At 52.4% G+C, this 23,943-nt stretch carries 15 protein-coding genes, 1 tRNA gene and 1 pseudogene; 9 read left to right on the top strand and 8 right to left on the bottom strand.

Annotated features, from left to right (window positions below; translation table 11 throughout):
• The first annotated feature begins 229 nt into the window (after window positions 1-229).
• On the top strand, window positions 230-418 hold the full coding sequence (locus SH287x_RS04095; RefSeq protein WP_479517160.1) for a DUF6800 family protein: 189 nt from the start codon (window positions 230-232) through the stop codon (window positions 416-418).
• A 1,038-nt stretch (window positions 419-1,456) separates the two neighbouring features.
• Here the strand turns inward: SH287x_RS04095 and SH287x_RS04090 are convergent.
• A complete protein-coding gene (locus SH287x_RS04090) occupies window positions 1,457-3,046 on the bottom strand; it encodes an MFS transporter (protein ID WP_479517159.1) in 1,590 nt (529 codons plus the stop codon).
• Between the two features lie 422 nt (window positions 3,047-3,468).
• Window positions 3,469-4,554: a tRNA lysidine(34) synthetase TilS gene (tilS, locus tag SH287x_RS04085; RefSeq protein WP_479517158.1), complete on the bottom strand. Its 1,086-nt coding sequence runs from the start codon at window positions 4,552-4,554 to the stop codon at window positions 3,469-3,471.
• Between the two features lie 729 nt (window positions 4,555-5,283).
• On the opposite strand from tilS, the gene rny reads away from it, so the two are divergent.
• From rny to SH287x_RS04065, 4 genes are all read left to right on the top strand, one after another.
• On the top strand, window positions 5,284-6,819 hold the full coding sequence (gene rny / locus SH287x_RS04080) for a ribonuclease Y (RefSeq protein ID WP_479518660.1): 1,536 nt from the start codon (window positions 5,284-5,286) through the stop codon (window positions 6,817-6,819).
• 12 nt (window positions 6,820-6,831) lie between these two features.
• A complete protein-coding gene (locus SH287x_RS04075) occupies window positions 6,832-7,332 on the top strand; it encodes a hypothetical protein (RefSeq protein ID WP_479517157.1) in 501 nt (166 codons plus the stop codon).
• Between the two features lie 432 nt (window positions 7,333-7,764).
• Window positions 7,765-8,358 (top strand): GrpB family protein, encoded by a 594-nt coding sequence (locus SH287x_RS04070; RefSeq protein ID WP_479517156.1) that lies wholly within the window; start codon window positions 7,765-7,767, stop codon window positions 8,356-8,358.
• 97 nt (window positions 8,359-8,455) lie between these two features.
• Window positions 8,456-9,883 carry an IS1380 family transposase gene (locus SH287x_RS04065; protein ID WP_479514981.1) on the top strand — a complete coding sequence of 476 codons (1,428 nt, stop codon included), beginning with the start codon at window positions 8,456-8,458 and terminating at the stop codon, window positions 9,881-9,883.
• A 645-nt stretch (window positions 9,884-10,528) separates the two neighbouring features.
• Here the strand turns inward: SH287x_RS04065 and SH287x_RS04060 are convergent.
• The 3 genes from SH287x_RS04060 to SH287x_RS04050 form a co-directional block, all read right to left on the bottom strand.
• Window positions 10,529-10,687: a hypothetical protein gene (locus tag SH287x_RS04060; RefSeq protein ID WP_479517155.1), complete on the bottom strand. Its 159-nt coding sequence runs from the start codon at window positions 10,685-10,687 to the stop codon at window positions 10,529-10,531.
• A gap of 179 nt (window positions 10,688-10,866) precedes the next feature.
• Window positions 10,867-12,012, bottom strand: a complete 1,146-nt coding sequence (locus SH287x_RS04055) for a S1C family serine protease (RefSeq protein ID WP_479517154.1) — start codon at window positions 12,010-12,012, stop codon at window positions 10,867-10,869.
• A gap of 283 nt (window positions 12,013-12,295) precedes the next feature.
• Complete coding sequence (locus SH287x_RS04050) at window positions 12,296-13,078, bottom strand: hypothetical protein (protein WP_479517153.1); 783 nt, start codon at window positions 13,076-13,078, stop codon at window positions 12,296-12,298.
• Window positions 13,079-13,513: 435 nt separating this feature from the next.
• Between SH287x_RS04050 and SH287x_RS04045 the strand changes: the two genes are divergently transcribed.
• The 4 genes and pseudogenes from SH287x_RS04045 to SH287x_RS04030 all read left to right on the top strand — a co-directional run.
• Window positions 13,514-13,585 (top strand) — tRNA-Cys (locus SH287x_RS04045).
• 225 nt (window positions 13,586-13,810) lie between these two features.
• Entirely contained in the window at window positions 13,811-13,948 is a 138-nt protein-coding gene (locus SH287x_RS04040) for a hypothetical protein (protein ID WP_479517152.1), read from the top strand.
• Window positions 13,949-14,237: 289 nt separating this feature from the next.
• A complete protein-coding gene (locus SH287x_RS04035; protein WP_479517151.1) occupies window positions 14,238-18,818 on the top strand; it encodes an NACHT domain-containing protein in 4,581 nt (1,526 codons plus the stop codon).
• 8 nt (window positions 18,819-18,826) lie between these two features.
• Window positions 18,827-18,970, top strand: a pseudogene (locus tag SH287x_RS04030) (type I restriction enzyme endonuclease domain-containing protein); the annotation flags it as partial.
• A 527-nt stretch (window positions 18,971-19,497) separates the two neighbouring features.
• On the opposite strand, the gene SH287x_RS04025 reads toward SH287x_RS04030, so the two are convergent.
• The 3 genes from SH287x_RS04025 to SH287x_RS04015 form a co-directional block, all read right to left on the bottom strand.
• Window positions 19,498-20,151: a trimeric intracellular cation channel family protein gene (locus SH287x_RS04025; RefSeq protein ID WP_479517150.1), complete on the bottom strand. Its 654-nt coding sequence runs from the start codon at window positions 20,149-20,151 to the stop codon at window positions 19,498-19,500.
• Between the two features lie 143 nt (window positions 20,152-20,294).
• Window positions 20,295-22,628 carry a M60 family metallopeptidase gene (locus SH287x_RS04020; RefSeq protein ID WP_479517149.1) on the bottom strand — a complete coding sequence of 778 codons (2,334 nt, stop codon included), beginning with the start codon at window positions 22,626-22,628 and terminating at the stop codon, window positions 20,295-20,297.
• Between the two features lie 83 nt (window positions 22,629-22,711).
• A complete protein-coding gene (locus tag SH287x_RS04015; RefSeq protein WP_479517148.1) occupies window positions 22,712-23,896 on the bottom strand; it encodes a glycine C-acetyltransferase in 1,185 nt (394 codons plus the stop codon).
• Between the last annotated feature and the right edge of the window lie 47 nt (window positions 23,897-23,943).

Raw genomic sequence — 23,943 nt, 5'->3', positions numbered from 1 at the left:
ACATGGTCTACAGACCACGGACAAAGCTTGTGAAGTTACGTAAAGCCATCCGTTGCCCCAAGTGTGGCAAGCTGGTGGGCTTCGCCGTCCGTTGCAAAACTTGTCATAAAAAGCTGCGTGCGTAGTTTCTCACGATGTTTGTCATCGTTTGAATCAGCTTGTAATCAACGTCGTCAAAAGACGATGACCGAATCAGCTTCTTTCTTTTTGATACTGTACTGGATTTCAGATGCCTCGTACCGAACGCGATCGTGAACTTGCCAAGCGCCGCCAGCGTAAAGCCAAGATCAAGAAGCTCGAAAAGAAGTATCAAGCCGCTACGTCTGCTGCTGATAAAGAAGTCATCGTTGCCAAAGTTCGCCGCATGAGTCCACTGCTGAACTTTGTGGCTCGCATGGAAGGCGCTGAAGCTCAGTAGTCGACTCGTCTCAGCAGTTTCCCTAATAGTTCAGACTGATCGCGTTCAATGAGCGCTTTGGTTTGAGCCTTTGAGTTTCTACGACAGATCAAACAAAACCAGCCTGAGTTGTAAAAACTCGGGCTGGTTTTGTTTTTTATGAGTTGTCGATTGCGATCTGTAATACGCATTTCCATTTGAAATAGCGCTCTGTGTGCCATGCTTGCGGCTTTGAGGCTGTCGTTTATACACAACTTTTTCGCCACCTGAACCGCACCATGAAATTGGCATGGGTGGCCCATAGCACCTTGCGGCCGTTACCTCAATATCTGGCATACAGCCGAGGGAATCCAAGGGATTGATGCTGTTCAAAAGTCATAGAGCAGGCTCCCGCCCCATACCGTTCGACTCCCCTCGTGCATTGTCAAAGTATAAAATTCGGGTCACTTCTGTTGTTAAGTCCGACAACGGAGGACGTTGCGGCGACATCAACCCAAAAACAAAGCCGTGACACGGCACTCGATCTCTTCCGAATTCCTTCGCGCTCTTCTTTTCTTCGCGGTAAAAATTCTTTGACTCACCGCAAAGGCGCGAAGAACGCAAAGGAGTCATTCCGATGAGCAGGTTTATCCCAGGCCGGAACTCCCATGGGTTGATCTGGTCATCACCCCTTGATGGTGTCAATGCCGTGCCGCTTGCTCAAGGGAATAAGAAATTTAAGTATAAAAGACAGCGGCTTTGAGGTGAGCATGCCGGATCTGCGTTTGACGCCGATCTTCCATCAACCCAAAGAGCATGCTTGCTCAAAGCCGCCGCAAGCATGGCACGAAGGCACGATTTGAGAGGTTTTGACTCGTCGAGCCAAGTCGTGCGGCTCAATAAAAGTTGTGTGTAACAGACAGCAGCTTTGGGCAAGCATATTTTTGAGACCATCAACGCGCTATTTCAAGTTGCGATTCGTAATTCCATCCGGATGATTTCACCCAAAGAAAAAGCGGACGCCCCAATCAACAGGGCGCCCGCTTCAGAATTCACCGACATATTTGAGAACCGCGAGACTTAACTCTCAGCAGTACCCAAGTCAGTTCCGGTGTGAACCTGATGATCCACCGTCTTGGGCTTGTAGCCACCAATCATGCGGAAGTAGATAATCAGTAGCAGGTAACAGACCGCCATCGTCGCTGGAACATAGGCCGTCAACTTTAAGGCCATCTGACCACCATAGATGCCGGCTTTAGTGACAAGCGGCTTGTCAGTCTCAGCAAACGGTTTGGCATTTGCCCACCAGGCTTCAAGCTCTGCCTGATTCTTACGAGCAGCCTGATTAGCGGGTGTTTCTGGTTCTTTAGCGAGAACTTCACCGGCGCGTGCCAGCTCCTTGCCGCCGTCTTCCAGCACGCCCACTTTGGCACCATCCAGGCCAATTGTCCGGAAGCCAAAAAAGCTGCTTTCACCGGCTGCACGGTAACGGTCAAAAGTGGCTTCAGATTTGGCCTTGAGTTCCGCAGAGGCATTGAAGTCCTGCTTGAAACCAATCGCCGGGCCACCCAGAAGACCAGCGGACAGCATGCCAACACCACCCAGCATCCCGATGGCAACCGCACCACCACGTGGAAACTGCTCCGAGGCAACGGCCAGCATAGTGGGCCAGAGGAACGTTTTTCCGCAGGCATACACCGTGGCAGCGATGGTACACATCACCCAACCATCGGCACTTCCTAAAAGTGTCAATCCGGTTGCTCCGAGAACGGCACTGGCAAACAGCAGACCCAATGGAGAAATCGTATGCACAATCGGCCCGGCCACAAACCGCAGAACGAACATCAGTGATGATGTGTAAGCAAAGAGGGCCAGTCCATAAGCAGGCTTCTCCATGATGGCGCCGGTGATCTTGCTGATCCAGGAATCCGTACCAAGCTCCACGTATCCAACCATCGCATGGATGATAAGCAGCACAAAGAACAGCGGGGCAATAACACTGGTGATCATCTGCAACAGAGTCACGCCAGCGCTTTCAGCTTCCGATTTCGGGAATTTCTGCCCCAGAAGCATACCGCCATAAACAATCACAGGAATCAGGAACAAGGACATCTGAATCGTCCAGTGAACTGGCTCAGTGCTCCCGTTACCAGCCATGAAGAACGAAGCAAGACTTCCCATGACCAGACCTGCGGGCCAGCCAGCATGCAGGAGGTTGAGATAATGTGTTTTATTCTTGGGGAACAAAGTCGCTGTCATCGGGTTTACGACAGCTTCACAAAGCCCGTTACCAATCGCGAAAATAAACATGCCGATAAACAGGCAATAGAACGTCGCATCCTTACCACTTGTCGCAAACACAAATGGGGCAGCCAGCGTCAAGCCAGCCGAAAGCAGGTGCAAAAGAAAAGCCGCAATCATCAGCTTGCCATAGCCAAGCTTATCAGCAACAAGTGAACTAAGAATGATCACGATGCCAAAGCCAGTCAGGCCCCCCCCCGTGATGGTTCCCAGTTCCGTCATCGTAAAGCTGAATTGGTTGGCCCATTGGCCAAGAATCCCGCCACGAACCGCATATCCCACGCCAGCGGCGAGAATCGCAGTGAAACCAGCCCAGAGGAGCCGGTGGGCATTCGGGACTGCGGCGTCTGTCATCGTGCCGGATGTCATTAAAGAAGTTCCTCTTGAGGTCTGACATGAACAGGGAGCATCACCGTAAACTTCTACCAGGGAGTATGATCGACAAACCCCGGCAGACTCTTGCTAAACGAGCGGCATCGTATCGACGAACGTGCATGTTTTCCACGTCATGGTTCCCAATGTTCATAAATTCCTGTGAGGTTCCTCACGGTGTGATGCCGGATCATCAGGAAGAGTCTCACTGATCGGCATTCTGAGACTCCTTAGTGAGACTCCTTCCGGGAAAGCTCCCTGCCCGTTCGCGGGAGAGGCCCGGGGTGAGGGCCGATGAACCAGCCGTGCCTCCAAAGCCAGAACCAATCCCCGCATCCAGCCTGCGGCAACCTGATCCCTCAGGGAGAAGAACTGATAGAGATCACTCAGTCAGAAGGATTTGAGCGATTTCGGATAGTCTACGACTCACGGCGTACCGTCAGATCAATCCATTCGCGAAGTCGGGTGACTCGAACATTTCCCGGAAAATCCCCCACCAGCGGATGGCGATAGATCCCAAGAAATGAGATCAGTCGAATCAGATGCTGCTCGCCCAGCGATTGCCTCGGCCATTGGTTTTTGATCCAGATTTGCCGAAAAGCCTCTCGTTGAACAACAGGGGGCTGGCTTTGCCAGAATGACACACAAAATCGATTCTCGCCTTCACTCCCGTCGATCTGGCTCTCTTGAAGAAGCTTTTGGGCCATGGTCTCCACCAGTTCCTGGGCATCACGCGCATGTCGGGAAAGCTGACCCAGGCTATCAATCGGGTCGCGTTGCAGCCCCATTTGAGAAACGGCCTCAGCCAGTTGCGGAATGACCTGATTTCTCAGGAGATTGCGTGTGAACTCAGAATTCTGGTTCGTCAGATCTTCGCGCCAGTCCTGGCCCAATTCCCGCAAAAAAGCTACCAAAGAAGACTTGCGGACTGCAAGCAGAGGCCGCTCAAGGCGAAGACCATTGGTCAATTCCTGAGAGATCCGCATTCCTGCCAATCCACTCAGACTGGTGCCTCTCAATAAATGATGCAAAACCGTCTCGGCCTGATCATCAGCATGATGGGCCAGGAGAAGATGTTGAGCTTGGAAACCAGCCGCTGTGGATCTCAAAAATTCCAGCCGATGTTCTCGCAGGACGGCTTCTGACATCCCCGCACGCTGGTATACCCCATGAGAAGGCGAACCTGACATCTTCTCTGAAGTAAGCTGCCCAGAGGCAAAGTTCAGTTGATGCTTTTCAGCCAATTGGCAGACCCAACGCGCGTCCTCATCGGCTGCAAGACCACGAATCTGGTGATTGAAATGGGCAACAACCCAATGGTCTGGCCGAGGAAAGCTCACCGCATGCTGCCATTCCCCCTGCTCTCCCAAAAGCAGTAAACCGCGAAGCAGCGCGACACTATCGGCCCCTCCAGAAACAGCGATGGCCAGGCGTTTAGGGCGAAATTCCAATTCCTCCCACCACCTGCGTAGCGCTTTGATGATTTCTGAGGAATCATGATTCACTGGTTATTTGACCTTTTTTCACAAAACTCATCGATCATCCTGAACAGATGATTTTAACAAAACCCGCTCAAGCCGTCTGGCGAACTCGCTGGTGGCGGTTTGAATCGTTTCTTCGACTTGATACTATACCTCAGGGGCTGCTGTCCTGACATCAGGGACTTAAGCTGCAAAGTATTACCTGGAAGCTGCTTGTGATCTGTTTTAACAAGCAGCATTAAACAAACATGACGATTGTGGGTGGGTTGTTGAGCTGAGAGAGGTTTGAGGTCAGGGCAAATGATCAAGCTCTGAACTTCTGGATGATGAATGGGTGTTTCTGGTGTTCTTTTTGTTCTGCATGGTGAGCTTCACCGCCGCATTTTTCACTGTGATATACTGCCTGAATGGCTGTGCTGCAGTGAATGTCCGGACTGTTGGCACCATGGCAGAAGACTGTAATCCCCTGCTGCGAATTTGCATTCGGGGCGACAGTCAGAGGATTCGCATTGAGATGTTGCCAGTTGGTCGTTCGCTTCTGAACACGCTTCCTGGTAAGTGGATCACAACACAGGATCGACAAACCGGATTCTCATGGCCTGAGGATGGCATCATGCCGTTCTGTTCAAGCCTCGGTTGCAGGACGTCCTATGCCTTTCTTTTTGCATCACTTTAGTAAACTCGTTTGTCATCACTTTTTCACTCACATATTCGCCTGACAGCCGACGCATTATTAAGGGCTGCCAAGTGGAAATGTTCATCGGGGGAATCATCGGTCTCCTTCTGGGAGGCGTTGGGGGTTATTTCGTCGAACGTCTGGTTCGTGGAGCCGCCTTCAAGAATCGTGACGAAATTGTCGCTCAGGCACAGCGCGACGCCGACAATCTTCGCAAGTCAGCCGAACTGACCGCCAAAGAGGAACTGCTCCAGCGCCGAGAGGCCCAGGATCGAGAACTTTCCTCGCAGAAAGACGAACTGCGCCAGCTGGAGCGAGCCGTCGACAAGCGCGAAGCCACGGTTCGTGACCGCCAGGAAGAGTTTTCCAAACGCGAGCGGATGCTGGAAACCACTCAAACCAAGTTGGCCGAGCGTGGAAAAGTTCTGGAAGCCCGCGAGCGGGAAGTGGAAAAAGTCATCAAGCAGGAGCAGGAACAACTCTATAAGATCAGCGGTCTTGATCGTGATTCCGCCGTCAAAATGCTTCTCGATCAACTCGAACGCGAGCTAAAGAATGAAACCGGCGCTCTCGTCATGAAGCACGAGGCCGAAGTCAAAGCCCAAAGCGAAAAGGTCGCTCGGGAAATCATTGGCATGGCTGTCCAGCGATATGCCTCGGCTCATACTTCAGAATCAACAGTTTCCACGATTGATATCCCTAATGATGAAATGAAGGGACGTATCATTGGCCGTGAAGGACGGAACATCCGTGCCTTCGAAAAAGCCACTGGCGTGGATGTGATTGTGGATGACACTCCCGGCGTCGTGGTGGTCTCAGCATTTGATAGCGTTCGCCGCGAAACGGCCAAGCTCGCTTTGATCAAGTTGATTCAGGACGGCCGGATGCATCCGACACGCATTGATGAAATCGTGTTGGAAACCCAAAGAGAAATGGACGAATACATTCTGCGACAGGGGGCCGAGGCGTCACAAGAAGCCACCGTTCCCAATCTCCACGAAAAACTGCTGGCATTAATGGGACGACTCCACTTCCGCACCAGCTATAGCCAGAACGTTTTACGACACTCCATCGAAGTTTCCGCACTCACCGGCATGATGGCTGAACAGTTAGGTCTCGATGGAAATCTCGCCCGCCGCTGTGGCTTCCTGCACGACATCGGTAAGGCCGCCGATCATGAAATGGAAGGTGGTCACCCTGCTGTGGGAGCCGAATTGCTGAAGCGATACGGTGAACGTCCTGAGGTGGTGCATGCGGCCCGTGGCCACCACGATGATATCCGTCCAGAATATATCTATACCGTTCTGGTCGCTGCTGCCGATGCCTGCTCGGCTTCACGTCCCGGAGCACGTCGTGAGTCGCTCGAACGCTATGTAAAGCGGCTTGAAGAACTGGAATCAATTGCCTGCGGATTCCCCGGTGTCGAACAGGCATATGCTGTCCAGGCCGGCCGCGAGATCCGCGTGATTGTCAATCCCCACGATGTGAACGACCGCGAAGCGGCTCGCCTCTGTCGTGATCTGGCGACTGCCATTGAACAGTCATTGACTTACCCCGGGGAAGTCAAAGTCACGGTTCTTCGGGAAACACGAGTGATTGAATACGCTCGATAATCGGAATGCGTCATGACGCTCTCTGATGACAATGACCGGGAAATCACGGCCTATCATGAGGCTGGGAACATTTATGTGGCTCTGTCTCATGGTGGCCGTTTGAAACACGCCAGTTTAGAACCCGAAGATGACGACGGCTTACGGCGCTTTGGCGACACCACAATCACCTGGAAAAAGTCGATTCGGGAAAGCTCAAACTTCGCCAGAATTCTCTGCGAGGTCGCGCTCGCCGGCCCCGCTGCAGAGGCCATCTTGACAGAAGTGGAAGCTCATCCAGCCACGGTCAGCGAATGGCGAGTCGATTGGGCAGCAGCGATGCAGGCAGCCAGTTGCCTCTTCAAAGACACCAGAAAACAGGTCGAGTTTCTGGAGTCTGTTTCAATTCAGGTTTATCACCGCCTCAAAGACGATCATCGCTGGACAGCTGTGGCTGATATCGCCGATCTCCTGACCTGTAACGACATCCTTGAACACGATGATGTCATTGATATCGTTCACCACTGGGGAACATAAACAATACGAACCCCAGAATTTAACGTCGCGTTATGTGCCATCCTACCGGCTGTGTGCCATGCTCACGGCTTTGAGTAAGCAGCCCTTACGCATCTCTCAGCGCACCGTTGATGCCTGGAATGCGTATATCATTAGCTCGCGGGGTGGCACAGGTTGCCCGTCTTCGGGCTACCTGTGTGCTGGAACACAAGAGGCCTAATGTCGATAAAACAAAGCATACCGTTGGTTCTATTGAATGCTTTTTTTCAATCTTTGAGCCAACGCTGAGAAAGCCTTCAACTAGTCCATTTCAGTCTTTTTGACCTCTTGTGGCTTTGCCTCCCAGGTAGACTGTGTACAGTCAACCTGGGCCACCCTGCGGTGGTGCGTTTTTTACACTTTACCACATCACTCGCCGCAGCCCGGTGATTTTGACGTCAGGCCTCACACAACATGCCATTACGCAGCGTCACGATCGTCGAATACCGAACCGCCTGGAGCGTCGAGTTCGAGGCCATTGCAGCGGAGTTGCGAGAGACACTTGGTGTGGCCGCACTCCAGATCGATCACATTGGTTCAACAGCCGTTCCTGCACTTGCGGCGAAAGACATCATTGACGTTCAAGTAACCGTCCGCAGCCTAGATGACGGTATCTCTGAAAGGCTACTCGCTGCAGGTTTCTCAACCCATACCCACCTCGCTAGGCAAGATCACATGCCTCCGGGCTTTACGGCGCACGAACGAGACTGGAGCAAGCTCTTCTTCATGCAGAAGCCGGGCGCCCGTCGGAGCAACATTCACATCAGGCAAATGGGCAAGCCCAACCAGCGCTACCCGCTGCTCGTCCGCGACTTCTTGCGAGCAGAACCGCGCATCGCAGCGGCATATGGTGAACTGAAGAAGAGGCTCGCTTCGGCTTTGACGGATCCGGACACCTACCCTGAAGTCAAGGATCCCGTCGCGGACATCATCTACTTTGCAGCAGAGCGCTGGGCCTCGGCTACCAATTGGCAGTCTCAGAACCCAGCCGTAGCCAGTGAGGCCTAACCCGGATTTCTCACAGCGCAGCATAAACGAGACGCCTGGATTTGCGTAAAGTGTTGTTACCACACAACTCACCACGCCAGCACAAGGACGTCTCGTCATGACAGAGTGTAACACGCAGCAGCTGCTCTTTCAGCACCACGATCGCCGGGAAGTGGTCGCTGATTTTGACGGCGGGAAGATCACTTCCGATGCCGGGGGGCTCTTACTCCGCGAAGTCGAAGAGCGGTTCGGCATCGTCCGCCAGTTGGCCGGGTGTTTCACCGATCATCGCGATGAAGAACTCATTGAATTCACCGTGGAAGAACTCCTGCTCCAGCGGGTGATGGGGCTGGCTTTGGGGTATGAAGACCTCAACGATCACGAACAACTTCGCCATGATCCTCTCCTGGCGCTGCTCTGTGGACGAAAGGATATCACTGGCCACAATCGCCTCCATCCACAAGATCACGGCAAGCCGCTGGCGGGCAAGAGCACGCTCAACCGGCTGGAACTCACACCGCCCGGAGCCAGTGCGAAAAGTCGCTACAAGAAGATTGTCGCCAGCATCGACCAGTTGCAGGAAACGCTGGTCGATATCTTCATTCGGATGAAGGCCAAACTGTGCGTACCGCCAGAACTGATTCTCGACTTCGACGCCACAGACAACCCCATTCACGGCGATCAGCTTGGCAAGTTCTTTCACGGGTACTACCAGAATTATTGCTACCTGCCGCTGTACTGTTTTTGTGATGGCTGGCCGCTCCTGGCCTTACTCAAACCCTCGAATATCGACGCCTGTGCGGGCACCGTGGAGGTCTTGGCGAAGATCGTTCCCAAGCTGCGTGCTGCCTGGCCTCAGGTGCGGATCATTGTGCGTGGCGACAGCGGCTTCTGTCGCGAAGCGATCCTGCACTGGTGTGAACAAAACCGCGTGGATTATGTCTTCGGCCTGGCCAAGAACAAGAGATTGCTGAACATCATCGGGAAAGAATTGCACGAGGCGCAAGCTCTGTTCGAGCAGACTCAGGCCTCTTCCCGGGTGTTCAAAGACTTTGAGTATCGCACCCGGAAAAGCTGGTCGCAGGCCCGCCGGGTGGTGGGCAAGGCTGAGCACTTATCGAAAGGGAGCAACCCCCGGTTCGTGGTGACGAGTCTGCCGGAAAGACGCATGGCTGCCCGGCCGCTATACGAGGATCTGTATTGTGCTCGCGGCGAGATGGAGAACCGGATTAAAGAACAGCAGTTGTTCCTGTTCGCCGACCGCACGAGTACCCACGCCATGCGCAGTAATCAGTTGCGGGTGCTGTTCTCGACCATGGCGTATGTGCTGCATAAAGCGCTCAAGGAGTTCGGCCTGAAAGGCACGTCGCTGGCGACAGCTCAGGTCAACACGATTCGGGCCAGGCTGCTCAAGATCGGTGGACGAATCAGTGTGAGTGTGCGACGGGTGGTGCTGTCGTTGTCGCAGGCGTATCCGTATCAGGCGCTGTTCCGAGAGATCCTTGGCAACCTCCGGCGTCAGGAACGGACACCTCTGCGAGTGTAACCAGCCTATGGCTTAGAAATCAGGAGTTTGCCAAGGCCTCTTCGGTCGAAGACCTGTTTCGACAGCGAAGAGCGGGGAGAAGTTCTGCGCTGAGCAGAGTAAAAAACCATGAACCCGCCGGAAATCCGTTGCAATTCCGCTCCGCGATCACGAAATCCCCAACGATCGGCCCCCACCAGCCCTCCAACCGATTACCAACCAGCAAAAAAACACCACCCCCACGCCCTGGTGAGATATCCGGGCTAACCCCTCGCAGGGTGGCACAGGTTGCTCGTCTTCGGGCTACCTGTGTGCTGGAAGCACAAGAGGACGAATATCGATAAAACATGGCATGTCATTGCTTCTATTAAGTGCCATAACCCGACCGGTGAGCCACGGGCGAGTCAGCCCATTTCAATCTCTTTGACCTCTTGTGGCTATGCGACCCCGCGTTCCTCAATCGTCATTCCAATTCACTCTCTGATCAAAAGTCTTCCGGAGACATGAGACCCTGTCCCGGGCCACGTAGGTGAGTGATCGAAACCACGTCCTCTTCAATCACAGAGATTGCCCGATATTTTTTGCCGCGCCGAGTTTTGAACAGGACGTTCCAGATCTCTTCCGGGTGGTCTTCATTCTCCGGGGCCAGCGAATACTGCTGGGATTCTATGCCAGATCACGAAGCACCTGCCGCCAGCTTGCCAGCCAGATAGCTGCTCCTTCCGGTGAGCGGGAATGGAGCCAAGTGGCGATTTTATTGAGATCCATCTGAGCACGTCGTGACAGGACAACGCGGTACGTCATTTCGAGAGACCGAGCCGGCATTCAAGTTCATCGGTGACCTCTTCTGCAGATCGAACTCGTCCGGCAGTGATATCATCCAGTCCCTCAAGAATGGCTGCGTTGATTTCGTCACGATGATTTCTGGATTCCCATTCTGCTGTCAGATCTTCCAGCTAGAAGAGTGCATGCCAATGCACCAGCGGTTCTTCAAAAGACATCAATCAGTTGAGTGGCAAGGCTGCTAATTTTAATTTGATGTCGCGAGTGGCGGTTCCCGTAATCACCGTCAGTTTGACCTCCTGATTGACGCGATATCCCTCCATGGCTTTAAAGACATCCATCGCCTTGGCAATAGGTTGATTATCGATACTGATAATCACGTCACCCAGGATGAGATCGTCTTCTTCATCACGAGTCGTGGCGTTAATTCCCGCCTCGGCAGCCGGACTCCCTTTAAGAACGGTGCCCACCAAAGCGCCACGAGCCACCCCCAAGCGGCGTGCAACAGCATCATCAACCAGACCAACACCAAGGCCGGGGCGTTCCAGGCGACCTTCACGGATTAACTGAGGAACATAAGTGTTCACAACGTCAACAGGAACCGCAAAACCGACGCCACTGAAGTTACCGGTCTCACTGTAAATCGCGGTGTTAACTCCGATCAACCGCCCTGCACTGTCCAACAGCGGCCCACCCGAATTCCCCGGATTAATAGCTGCATCTGTTTGAATCAGGCCACGAATAGTCCGCCCGCTATTCCCCGGAAGTTCGCGCCCCAATCCACTGATCACCCCTGTTGTCAGGGTATGGTCAAAGCCAAAAGGGTTTCCAATCGCAAACACCTTTTGTCCCACCTGAAGATCCTGCGAGGTGCCAATCGGGATAGGCCGCAATCGACCAGCCGGAGCTTTGATTCGCAGAACAGCCAGATCTCGATCAGGCTCGTATCCCACCAGTTGAGCATCCCAGGGAGTGTTGTCAGCAAGAATCACAGTGGCAGCTTGTGCATGCCGAATGACGTGGTAATTGGTGACCACATGCCCCTGATCATCCCAGATAAACCCGCTCCCTGTTCCCTCTTCAATACGATCCGGATTGAGACTGAATTCCGACTTTTGAACAGCCAGACTCTTAATATAGACCACGCTCGGCAACGACTCACGAAAGATCTCAATCGTGGTCTTTTCATCTTCCGCAAGAGATCCCCGCGGCGTGATTGGTCGAGGATCCGCCTTGACCCAGTTTCGGCCAAAGGGCCATAGCCCCGCCGAGTTTAATGTCCACAACCCGACAGCAAGCAATAACAGACCAACCAGCCAATTATTGACTCCCCCCGGCCCGCGAGATGATGAATAGTTTGGCAGCAAAGAACATCCTCGAAACAAGGCGTTGATCTAACGACAACTTCACTCACGACCTGTCGCGAAACCCGTGCAACAAACCATGGCTCTCAATGCAACATGATTCACTGGTCTCATCGAGACAATGCTCCAACAAACCGTCTACGATAAAGACCCTCCGCCTCTGGCCTGCCGGCAACGAGGTGAGTCCATAGACTGGAAAACAGGATCATTGATGCATGAGTGTCATTTATCGATCATGCCAGCGATGTGATGCCAAAACCAGCCATGAATTCAATTTGCCCTCAGATCACCCAACAATTGAGGAAAGCCGATCCATCATCGCTTCAATCGCCTTTTGCAGGCGTCGTTGAGATTTGCCATCCAGATACTGGAATTCGCTGACGACTTCATCCGTCAGCAAGCCAGTGAATTTTTCACAAGAAGATGTCAGACGTTTAAAAATCTGGTCGGCTGTCGGTGGAACCCGTTCTTCTCCCCCAGCCCCCGGCTTGGAAGGAACCATCGTCGCCTCAGGACTGAAAGGGCTATACTCACCCGCCTCGCGTGCAAAACTGGCAGCCGTAGGATCAGAAGAGCCGCTGGATCGTCCGCCGGGAACATCGCCATCGAAGGGAGCCTCTTCGCCTTCGACCGGAAATCGAACCGGCACCGATTCGTTCGTCAGCAAGGTGAATGGTTCATCGTCGGCTGGCAGCGTCAGGTCTTCTCCCCGTTGCGCTCTCCGCCAGGCCTTCATTTCCGTCACAGTGGACTGAATTTCGTCTGCCCATTGGAGGCACTCCGCAGCATCGTCCCAGGTGATGGCCGAATAAAAGTGAGACCACTTCAAATGGGAGTATTGCTGGCGCACATCACCAAATGTTTCCCAGACGCGACGCCGCTGGTAAACCTGATCGGGACTGAGGTGAACCAGGTTGGCAAAATCCGCGTCAGTACGACCACGAGCAAATTTGACCGTCCATTGAGCCGCACATTCGCCGACCACCCAGTTGCACTGGCTGACAGCTTGCTGTGCGATCGTAATCAGTTCCAGTTCGGTGGAATCTGTTGTCGTTGTGAGGGTCGACATAAGGGCGGCTTTCGACAGCGAGAGAACAATGTGCTTTCAGGAACGGAGAGGATGTTCCTGAAAAACGTTCAGAATCAAAGAGAATTCAGAACGTACGAACGTATCTCATGAACTCTAAAAGCTCCAGCCTCTGGGGGGACAATTGGTGGGAACATCAACGATCGAAGTGAACGGCCCAATTTGGTGTTTTTCATCGCTTCGGTAGACTTTGCCGAAGAGAGCATCCCGCCAATGCTTGACCGCATTGACTGCAACACCTAAAGTTCCCTCTGTGGGGTTTTGACCGGGATCGGCAAATGCTGCGGGTGCCGCAGAGTTTGAGGATTCCCTTCAATTTCCAACCCGAGAGTGCCGATAAAAGGCTCTACTCGCCAGACGAAAAGACAAAGCGATACGAAACAGAAAGTTTTGTTTTTTGGAGTCTGAGAAACAAATGGCGCCGTAGCCAAGTGGCTAAGGCAGTGGATTGCAAATCCACCATCCCCGGTTCGAATCCGGGCGGCGCCTTTTGCGGCCAACCTTGGCCATACGCGGACAATCAGCGCCTAACTCTTCATTCTGTGAGGAGTTAGGCGTTTCGCTTTTCAGGGGTGATGCCAGCACTCCACTGCCACCAGCGGACACCTCGGGACAGGCTGAGACAGGCGCTTGTACAAGATTTGGTACAAGCGGGGGTACAAGAAATAGCCCCCCTTCCCCATCTCGAGCCTGCCCGGAACCAGGGGCCGGAAGATGCGTCACGGCTTCGGAAAATGCCGCAGTACGCTCTCACTCCCCGCTGCCGCGAACCGGGACAGGAGATGGGGGGAAGAGCACAAAACACCTCAACCCATGCTGGCACAACTGGGTTGTACCCGACGCTTGGCCTAAGGGTGACCACACGGGCGATTGGCCGGAAGATTCGCTCAAGAGGAATTCCTTCTCACGTTCCAAGTTCGTTTCCAAAAGGGTTAGAGCTACCTGAATACCGATGCTTTCAGAAAAATGACGGCGAGGCATGAGAAGGAAGTGCATCTGGAGACGAGATGCATTAGCTGTCGTCACCATTAGTGACCAGTTGTTGCGAAAGATGCCAACGATCCCAAGTTCGTGGAACCGTTGTCAATGCTAGACTGAACAACAAATTCCCTTCGAATCGCCTTATAGTGTAGGTTTTCCAATGCCTCGACCCGCCGGTGAATCTGCCAAGCTAGGTGACCAGTATGAAGCCGTATGGACAGTGGACGCTGTTCTCGATGTGTGTGAGGGCCGATTTAAGTCGATCACCCTGGAGGCATTTGGTGACGAATCGGTCGGAGTTGAATTCCACCTCGAAACAAATGATGGAGTGCTCCAGTTCCATTCCGTGAAACGCCAAAAACAAGGAGGGGATTGGTCCGTTGCCAATCTATGTAAAGAAGACAGGAACACAGGCAGAAGCATTCTTGGAGATCTACTTGGCAAGCGGACTCTGTGGCCAAACGCCGAAACACGATTCATATCCGCAACTGGTGCGAACAATCTTCGCGAACTTGCGGAGCGCGCGTCAACGTCAACGAATTTCAATGAATTTTGGAACCCTTTGGCGGAAAAACTCCGATCAGAGTTTAAGACGCGAATCATCCCACTCTGTGACGGAGATCCTAACTCCGCATTGGCGGCGCTGAAAACGCTTGAAGTCATTCTACGAAGCCATGGGGACTTGAAACGCTCAGTGGAGCGCCGAATCGACGGACTCTTCAATCGCACGGACGGTTCACAGCTATGTGCCGACGATATCCGTCGAATGATTGCAGAGTTTATTATTGAGAACCTTGGCCCAAAAATCGATAGGGAACGGCTTCGCTCCTTCTTTCACGAAAAAGGAATTGGAGTCCAAGATTGGAAACTGGACGTCACGATCAATGATACAGTCGCAGCGGCCAATCGCCGCTATCTCTCGGTAGCGGTAGCCGAACTCATCAATTCCGCAGAAATAAGTCGTGATGTTGTGACGCAAATAATCGACACGATCACAGGGTCAGAATCGCGTGGAGCATTACTGGTCGCACCAGGCGGATTTGGAAAGAGTTGTGTTTTAGCTCAATGTGTTGCACAACTTTCGACGAGGGGCATCCCGCACCTTTGTTTGAGAATGGACTCGTTCACACCGTGCCATACTGCGAGGCAACTCGGCGAGCAGATGGATCTGCGGGCATCCCCGGCTGTCGTGCTGGCGGGAATCGCGAATAACGCATCAAGTGTTTTACTCATTGATCAGTTGGATGCGATGAGTCTTGTCTCTGGACGTAATCCACAAATGTGGGAGGTGTTTCGTGATCTGTGCGAAGACGTAAAAAACTATCCACAGATGAAAATGATCTTGGCTTGTCGTGAGTTTGATCTTGAACACGACCATCGTTTGCGAAGTTTGGATGATTCTAAATCTGAATTCTCCAAATTCCCACTTTCAAGGCTCACTGAAACTGAGGTCAATGACTCACTGGGTTTGGCAGAACATGGAGAGCTTAAGCTCAATCCACAACAGCTTGAAATTCTCGGTACTCCGTTTCATCTTCTGCTGTTTTTGCAGGGTGATCCAGCACGTGGCTTCAATACCGTCAATGAATTGTACGATCAGTATTGGAATCGCAAACGACACAATTTGAGGGAAAAACTTGGTCGCGAACCGCGCTGGAACGAGGTGATTGACGCTTTGACGACAAAAATGAGCGAGCAGCAACTTCTGTTTGCGCCGAAATCAGTTACGGACGAATGGCAGCGCGACGCCCAAGCCATGGCTTCCGAACATGTCCTGATTGAGGTTCCGAACCAACGTCAATATCGGTTCTTCCATGAGTCATTCTTTGATTACGCTTTTGCGAGGCGATTTTGCAACTCGGGGCGGAATGTCATTCAGCTTCTCGAATCATCCGAGCAGCATCTATTTCGCCGCGCTCAGGTGCGTCAGATTCTGGAGTTTCGCCGAGAAGAGGATTTCAGCAAGTACATCGGCGACATCCGTAGCATCTTTGAGTCACCAACAATTCGTTTTCATATCAAGCGAATGGTCGCGTCTGGTTTCAAGCGAATTGACCAGCCGAAACGAGAGGAATGGCAACTCCTCGAACCATACGTTTTGGATGGCGAGCTTTCCCGCTACGTCTCTTCCGCATTATGTAATCACTTAGGGTGGTTCGATTTGCTGTACTCACTTCATGTCTTTGAAAAGTGGCTTGCATCCGATGATTCCCGCTTGAATAACACTGCCATCTGGTATCTCGAGGCTGGCAGCGTCCATGATTGCCGATCGGCAGAAATTGCCCGGCTGATTTACCCTTACGCAAATCGCGACGGTGATTGGAGGCAGCGAATCCAAAGGATCATGTCGTGGGGTCAAGCTCATAAAAGCGTCGAAATGGCAAAGATCTATCTCGAATTGATCGCAAAAGGTGCCTATGACGACGACGAAAGCAGAGTCAGCGGAGAGGACTTTTGGAGCCAGCACTACAATGCCGAGAAAGAGTCGCCTCAATTCGTGATTGATGTGTTAGCAACATGGTTCGATCGGGCAGTTCAACAATTTGACGATGGCGTGACGTGGAATTTTCTCGACAAATGCCGGCTCAATCATTCACACACAGGTGCTATAATGATTGGTAAAGCAGCTGCCGATGAACCTGACTACTTTGTCGAGCAGATGCTTCCGCGTGTTCGGGCGATTGTTTTGAAAACCGAAGTATTCAAAGCCGGCGGCGTGTTTAATCGTGCTTGGCCTTGGCTTTCCAACAACGGTGATCCATTCGACATCAACGACGCCATCCTAATTTCGCTGCGAAAGTCGCTCCAGTACCTTGCAACGCACGAGGTGGAAGTATTTCGGAGGCACGCAGCCACGATTGCGACACATCCACATCAGACATTCGGTTATTTACTGCTTCGATCCTGGGCGGACAATCCAGAAGAATTTGCAAACGACTGTGCCGAATACCTTGTTGCCGACAAGTGCCAACTCGATGTCGGTTATGTAAGCTGGTCTGGAGGTGGAAAAGGGACGGGCGATAGTGCAATCTGCCGAATGGCATTGAAAGCAATTTCGCCAAAATGCTCTTCCGAATTGCTTCAACAATTGGAGTCGCAAATCATCGGCTTTTGCGACGAATGCGAAAAACATACGCCGAAATGGCGAGGTTATTCCGAGTTGCTACTGCTTCGTGCGTTGGATTGCTCAAGGATTTCTCGTCGGGCAGCACTCAGGATCGAGGAACTCGAAAGGAAATTTCCGACGTTATCTGATGCTATCGTCGAGGAAGATGAGACGAGTATCGGTTGTTTTGTGGAGTCGCCAATTGAGCCAGCGAGTGCAGAGAGGATGACGGACGGTCAATGGATCTCCGCAATGAAGCAATACGACGGTAGTACTGATGAGTTTCGTGGAGGTCCAGAGGAACTTTCCCGCTTATTGAGAGAATTTGCTCGAACAGATCGAAATCGGTTTGCCGCATTGGTTACGAAGATGTCAGACGATGTCCATCCAATTTATTTCTCGGCCATTCTGGATGGTCTAGGCAGCCGATATGCGAATCTTAGTGGGGAAGAGAAGGAGATTGACAAGGAGCAAATCTCTGTATTCCCAACAGAAACTTTTTTGATCGTCATTGATCGCCTTCATGAACTGCCGAATCGACCTTGTGGCTCGGCGATTTCAGAATGTATCCGTAGGTTGTCAGATCGACCGCTTTCGCCACGAGTTTTGGACATTGTCTCCTACTACGCCACTAACGATCCCGACCCGAGCACGGATATCTGGCAGGACACAGGAGACGGGAAAAATTACCACGGAGGTGATCCCCATTCACATGGCATCAACTGCGTGCGCGGGCAGGCGGCCGAATCCCTGTCATCGCTTCTATACAAAGACCACACCCGATTCAATGCACTTCGTCCCGCACTGGTTACCTTGTCGGAGGATCCAATCATTTCTGTTCGGACGTGTGCGATAGATGCGTTTATGCCGCTGCTTAACTTCGACCGTGACGTAGCCGTCAAGTTGTTCCTGAGAGCTTGCGGCCGATGTGAAGCAATCTGTGGGACGTATCCCTTCGATAACTTTATTTACTACGCGATTTACACCCATTACACTCAGCTCCGTGAACTACTTCAGTTTGCGTTGAAATCCAGAAACGAAAAAGCTGTTGAATATGCAGCACGCCGGATCATATTGGCCGAACTTCAGGATGTTGCAATAGGAACCGATGCGACTGACATTCGCTCCGGCAGCGATACCATGCGAAAGGCTGCTGCTGATGTATACGCAAGGAACCTCTCAGACGAAGTTGTTGGGAACAAATGTGCTGAGCGATTGGAAGAGTTCTTCGCCGACGAGTCCGAGGCAGTTCGACAAGAAGTATCTAGTGCATTCTTTAACTTGTCGGGCGAAAGGATTTTACAGTTAGGCGATTTCATCGCCCGGTATATCGAGAGCCGCTGTTTTGAAAACGAGGCATACCGTTTGCTCCACGCTCTCAAGGAATCGAACGTCGAACTTCCACGAATTATCTGTCGCGCAGCGGAAAGAGTCCTCGAATTCCTCGGCGAAGATGGAACGCACGTCGCCAATCACGGATCGATGACGGCGCGTGAGATTTCAACACTTATCGTGCGTCAGTACGAACAAACCACTGACGACGTAATTAAGACGTGGTGTTTGAATTTGATTGATCAAATGGAGCGAGTCGGCTATTTAGGTATTGAAGAGGAGTTGGCAAGAGTCGATCGCTGATTCGGTTTCGACGTAGCATGGACGGAGACATGCGGCGCAAAGTGCGAAAGTTGCTCGCGATGTACGGGTATCCGCCAGACTTGTCGGAAAATGCCACGCAACTCGTGCTCAAGCAGGCGGAACTGTCGACGGATGCGGGCACGGCGGAATAGCGTTTGATCGACTCTTGTTCCGTCTGCCTATAGGTTGAGACAGTTTGTTCTCCTCCTGTTCATTTAGTGCAGAGCGCACGATGAGCAGCACAGATTGCTTCGCGTAGTCGGGCAACGTCGGCCATGCGAGGACAATCTGGGCCAAGTCAAATTGCTTTTGAGGACAAACTGCGGTACAGGCGATTGAATCTGTTTTTCGTAAGTCAATCCTTGGCAATGTGTTATGTATAATCACGGATCTAATGCAAATCCACCATCCCCGGTTTGAATCCTGGCGGCGCCTTTAGTTTTTGCAGTGAAATGCGCCAAAGATGATTCTTGGCCATTCGCGGACAATCAGCGCCTAACTCTTCATTCTGTGAGGAGTTAGGCGTTTCGCTTTCCAGGGGTGACACCAGCACTCCACTGCCACCAGCGGACACCTCGGGATCGGCTGCGGGTCTCTCAGGACAGGCTTGCGGGATCTTCTCCCCGAGGCAGCAGGATGAGTGGTTCTCAAACAGGTTCCTGACGGCCGTCAGCAATCTTCAGCGCATCATGGAGTCGTCGCCGGTGATCTCTGGCATTTCTTCATGGACGCGAAATTCTGGCAGTTTCCAGCGGTATTTCAAAGCAGCCAGTCGCAAGACAAGAATCAGTGCTGAAGAGACGAGCAGATTCACGGGTTGTCTTCCCCAGAGAGCGTTCATGATCAAGTAGCAACTGGCGCCGCAGAAGGCCGCTGTGGCGTACCAGTAGACTTCCGTGCGAAAGATCGTGGGGAATTCACGGCAGAGAACATCTCGCAGAATTCCGCCGGCGACCCCCGTGGTGACTCCCAGAACGACACTGATCACATTCGCATGGCCCAGTGCGTCGGTTTTTGCCGTCCCAATGATCGCCACAAACGCAAGACCGACGGCGTCAGCAAACAGTAATGTCCGCAACGGGGCCTTACGGTATCTCGCCATAAAGAACATGAAACTGGAAGCCACAATCGCTGTGATGGCGAAGTTGGCATCCTGTACCCAGAACACGGGGACATCAAGAATCAGGTCACGAAGTGTACCGCCTCCGGTCGCTGTGACCATTCCCAGCACCAGAATGCCAAACAGGTCGACACGTTTGCCGCGTCCTGCCAGCACACCTGCCACAGCACCAAAGGCGACCGACAAATGTTCCAGCAGGTAGCGCAATGTCATTATTGATACGAAATAGAGTTAATGCCGCCCGCCCCACTACTGGAGCTTCAATTCTGATTTGACAGGTTTAGCAAAGAGTGATGAGCAGGCCAACAAGCCTGCGGACAAGCTCAATAACCTGTCAGGAGAGAGTGGTCGTACCACTACGTCCGCGGGCTGGTACGCCCGGCAGGCATCCATACTGGGTAATCCTTAATCGATTGGCGTGCCCCTTCAGATGTAGGCACTCCCCAGTATTGAAAGAACGGCCCCAGGTTACGCTTCACGCGATGCGAAAAACGAACCATCCATTGATCATGCTTTTCAGGATCGGTCTTGGGGCGCTCGTTGGCTGGCAGCTTGCCGTACTCCGCAAAGACACTCTTAAACGGATCCCAGCCGAACTCTTCTTTGAGTTGAATATACATCGTCAGTGCGAGAAATGGGTCGTCTTTCCATTTATCAAACGGCGCACCACTGCCAGCATATTTCTTTTCTCTTTTATCCCTGTCAGGTTGTTGAATCGCATCGTGAGAGAAAGCTTTAGGGGTCAGTGTGTCAATCACATAGAGCGGTGTGAGATTGTTTGTCACTTCGCCTGTGCCAGAAAAAGTCCACTCTCCCTTCTGATGGTTATGCCCTAACTCATGATAGAAGCCCCACCCCCCCTTATTGAGAAGATAGTTGAGATCGACTACTTCTGGAGCAGAGGGATTAATAAAGCACATGATCGGATATCCGCTGTGCATGAATCCTGCGCTGATCTGGTTATCGAAGACAAACCGCTCAGCGTAAGGACGCTTGCGGGGAATCGCGTAAAGATCGGCACAGGCATCGAGCACCGCGGCCCAGTGATCCATTAACTTATCCGGGAAATCGAGCTTACGAATCAGTTCGCTTGGAACAGTGATCACCAGATTTCGTGTTTCCAACTCTGCCCAGGGAGCCGGGAAGTTGCGGATGGCGAATCGCCAGTCGCTGATATCGGTTTTTCCATGAACAAAATAGGGAGCGTCAACAACGTTAGAAAACTCAATTTCAAACTCACCTGCTTTGGTATTTCCGGGAACCAGCACATAGACCAGTCCTCCGTAAGCATGAGCAACTTCAAACTCGACTTGATCAACCGGGAAGCGGCGTAGCATGGCCGGCGGGCGTCGCCACTCCTCTTTTGACCAGAGAGAATCGGAGTGTGAACCGATTTGAATTTCAAACTTCCCGCCCAGCAATTCTCGGGGAGCTTTCACTTTGATTTTTGCACCAGGAGGGGCATAGACTCCAGTGCTTTTCCAACGAGTGGTTTCGGTGTTAATGGCCACCTTACGAGTCACTCGTTTGGCAGAAGTGGGAACAGTTCCGGGAAATGTGGATGCGGTGGGACAAGCCTTCATGTCCTCAAGCGGAAGGTTCAAAAAATAACCTGTCTGAAGTCCGACCAGAAGCTTTGCTTCCGGCTGTGTGGATTTCACCGGCTGTTTCGGAGTGGGAACAGGCATCTGCTTTTCATAGGTGTCGATAAAGCTGACCAGCTTTTTGACAACGCCATGATCTTCTTTCCAGGGGATTCCAACCAAAGCTGGCCCCAATGTTGAGCCAATCTGTTTCATGTCATCGGGCGGCGGAGGCGTCTTGTCATCCATCGCTTCCTGAAGTCGCTGTGCGGCAAATCCGGCATTGGCCAAGGGAGGAACTGGTGTCGTGACAGTAAAGATCCCATCCTTGCCTTCCTGAGTTCCCTCCAACCAGACGAGGCCAGCCTTGGCAAATAGTTTGTTTGCCCCGTTTTCGGTTGCAGCGTGGCCCCCCTTACCATACTGCTGCCAAGCCCAGATCAATGTGACAGAAATCAGCCCACCACCCCGGTTGACAAAGTTGTCCAACCCTCGTAATTCGTCATCCGACAAACCATCAATTTCCGCGATGATCACGTCGGCCCCCGTGGTCTGAACTAACCAACTCTTTCCGCCCACTTCAATTGCCGGGATTTTGGCTCCCTGCAACTGCTGGAGGAGGCTCTTTTTATTCAGTACGGCCACTTTAACATCGCCTGGGGCTTTCTCTTTACCACCTGCCCAGACAATACAGTTACTGATGAACCGCCCTGTCATGGCATGGTTGACTGGCCCCGACCCAAGCAGATCATTGTGACACAGTGCAACGACTCGGCCTTTGCCATATTCAGCAGCCGCAGCGGCAACACTCGTTTGCCCCTGATTTGTCGAGACGACTACCGGGAAGGCTTTGGCCCCATAAGGAAGAATGGTTCCTGGAAGGCCACCAATTTTGATTTCCGTCACGCCATCCAGCAGAAAATCCTGATGAACTTTCCAGCTTTCAGGATCAATGGCCACAGCCGTTGCCCGGATGCTGGCTCCCTTTTTGGTTGCCGGTTTAGTCGTCGCTGGCTTGGTCACTCGCGTTTTGCCTGTCTGCGCTGAGGCGTTTGCCGAAAGAACAAGGCCACACAGCAACAATACCAGCAGGCTACGAAATGGCATGAGAACACTCCGGCGATTTCAACGCAAAAAACGTCTGTGATCCAATGAGTTCTGGCGAGTCTGAAAAAGATTCGACACCTGAGCTAAACAGCAAGTTCTTTCCAGATTTTGCTGAATGCCGCTGCAGCAGTTTCAAGATCCTGCTGAGTATGAGCAGCTGAAATCTGTGTGCGAATGCGGGCTTGCCCCTGAGGCACCACCGGATACGAGAACCCGATGACATAGACCCCTTCTTCCAGCATGCGATCTGCAAATTTAGCCGCAAGGGCTGCATCGCCCAACATGACCGGGCAGATCGGATGCGTGCCGGAAAGCACCTTAAGGCCGGCTTCTTGTAATGCGTTCCGGAACCAGACGGTGTTCTTTTCCAACTGATCCCGCAAATGAGTCGACTCGCTCAGCAGTTCCAGCGCTTTGAGTGACGCTGCGGCAATAGGTGGAGCAAGTGTATTAGAAAAGAGGTACGGCCGAGAGCGCTGGCGTAAGAGATCGACGATTGGCTGCCGTCCGCTGGTATAGCCGCCACTGGCGCCACCCAACGCTTTGCCGAGCGTGCCCGTCATGATATCAATGCGATCCATCACGTGATGATATTCGTGCGTCCCGCGTCCATTTGGCCCGGTAAAACCGACCGCATGAGAATCGTCGACCATGATCATCGCGTCATATTTATCGGCCAGCTCACAGATTGCTGGCAGATTAGCAATGTAGCCATCCATAGAAAACACACCATCCGTGGCGATGAGCCGGAAACGAGCACCAGAAGCGTCTTTCAGTTTCGCTTCCAAGTCCTGCATTTCATTATTGGCATAGCGAAATCGCTGAGCCTTACAGAGACGGACGCCATCAATGATGCTCGCATGGTTGAGCGAATCAGAAATAATCGCATCTTCCGGCCCGAGCAACGTTTCAAAGAGTCCCCCATTGGCATCAAAGCACGATGAATAGAGGATCGTATCTTCCATCCCCAGAAACTGACTCAGTGCTCCTTCAAGCTGTTTATGAAGACCTTGTGTGCCGCAGATAAACCTCACTGAAGCTAACCCATAACCCCATTCGTCCAGCGCCTTGGCGGCAGCTGCTCGCACTTCGGGATGTTGAGCCAAACCTAGATAGTTATTAGCACAGAAATTCAGAACGGGCTTGCCACCCGCGACCTGAATGCTCGAATTCTGAGGCGTTGAGATCACTCGCTCAGACTTATAAGTTCCCGCTTTGCGGATTTGATCGAGTTGTCCACTGATATGTTCCAGAAACCGCGTCGACATAAGTCACTCTCCCAGGAAACAAGACTATTGGAAATCGATAGATATCC

It is taken from the genome of Planctopirus sp. SH287 (assembly GCF_056500625.1).
The sequence above is the reverse complement of the archived record's forward strand: the minus strand, read 5'-3'. Positions and strand labels throughout refer to the sequence as shown.

Excerpts from the sequence above, each read along its gene's own strand:
- SH287x_RS04050 (WP_479517153.1), bottom strand. The coding sequence starts at position 13,078 with ATGTCGACCCTCACAACGACAACAGATTCCACCGAACTGGAACTGATT.
- SH287x_RS04070 (WP_479517156.1), top strand. The coding sequence starts at position 7,765 with ATGCCATTACGCAGCGTCACGATCGTCGAATACCGAACCGCCTGGAGC.
- SH287x_RS04090 (WP_479517159.1), bottom strand. The coding sequence starts at position 3,046 with ATGACATCCGGCACGATGACAGACGCCGCAGTCCCGAATGCCCACCGG.
- SH287x_RS04020 (WP_479517149.1), bottom strand. The coding sequence starts at position 22,628 with ATGCCATTTCGTAGCCTGCTGGTATTGTTGCTGTGTGGCCTTGTTCTT.
- rny (WP_479518660.1), top strand. The coding sequence starts at position 5,284 with ATGTTCATCGGGGGAATCATCGGTCTCCTTCTGGGAGGCGTTGGGGGT.
- SH287x_RS04025 (WP_479517150.1), bottom strand. The coding sequence starts at position 20,151 with ATGACATTGCGCTACCTGCTGGAACATTTGTCGGTCGCCTTTGGTGCT.
- SH287x_RS04060 (WP_479517155.1), bottom strand. The coding sequence starts at position 10,687 with ATGCCGGCTCGGTCTCTCGAAATGACGTACCGCGTTGTCCTGTCACGA.
- SH287x_RS04040 (WP_479517152.1), top strand. The coding sequence starts at position 13,811 with ATGCGTCACGGCTTCGGAAAATGCCGCAGTACGCTCTCACTCCCCGCT.
- SH287x_RS04015 (WP_479517148.1), bottom strand. The coding sequence starts at position 23,896 with ATGTCGACGCGGTTTCTGGAACATATCAGTGGACAACTCGATCAAATC.
- SH287x_RS04065 (WP_479514981.1), top strand. The coding sequence starts at position 8,456 with ATGACAGAGTGTAACACGCAGCAGCTGCTCTTTCAGCACCACGATCGC.
- SH287x_RS04095 (WP_479517160.1), top strand. The coding sequence starts at position 230 with ATGCCTCGTACCGAACGCGATCGTGAACTTGCCAAGCGCCGCCAGCGT.
- SH287x_RS04075 (WP_479517157.1), top strand. The coding sequence starts at position 6,832 with ATGACGCTCTCTGATGACAATGACCGGGAAATCACGGCCTATCATGAG.
- SH287x_RS04035 (WP_479517151.1), top strand. The coding sequence starts at position 14,238 with ATGCCTCGACCCGCCGGTGAATCTGCCAAGCTAGGTGACCAGTATGAA.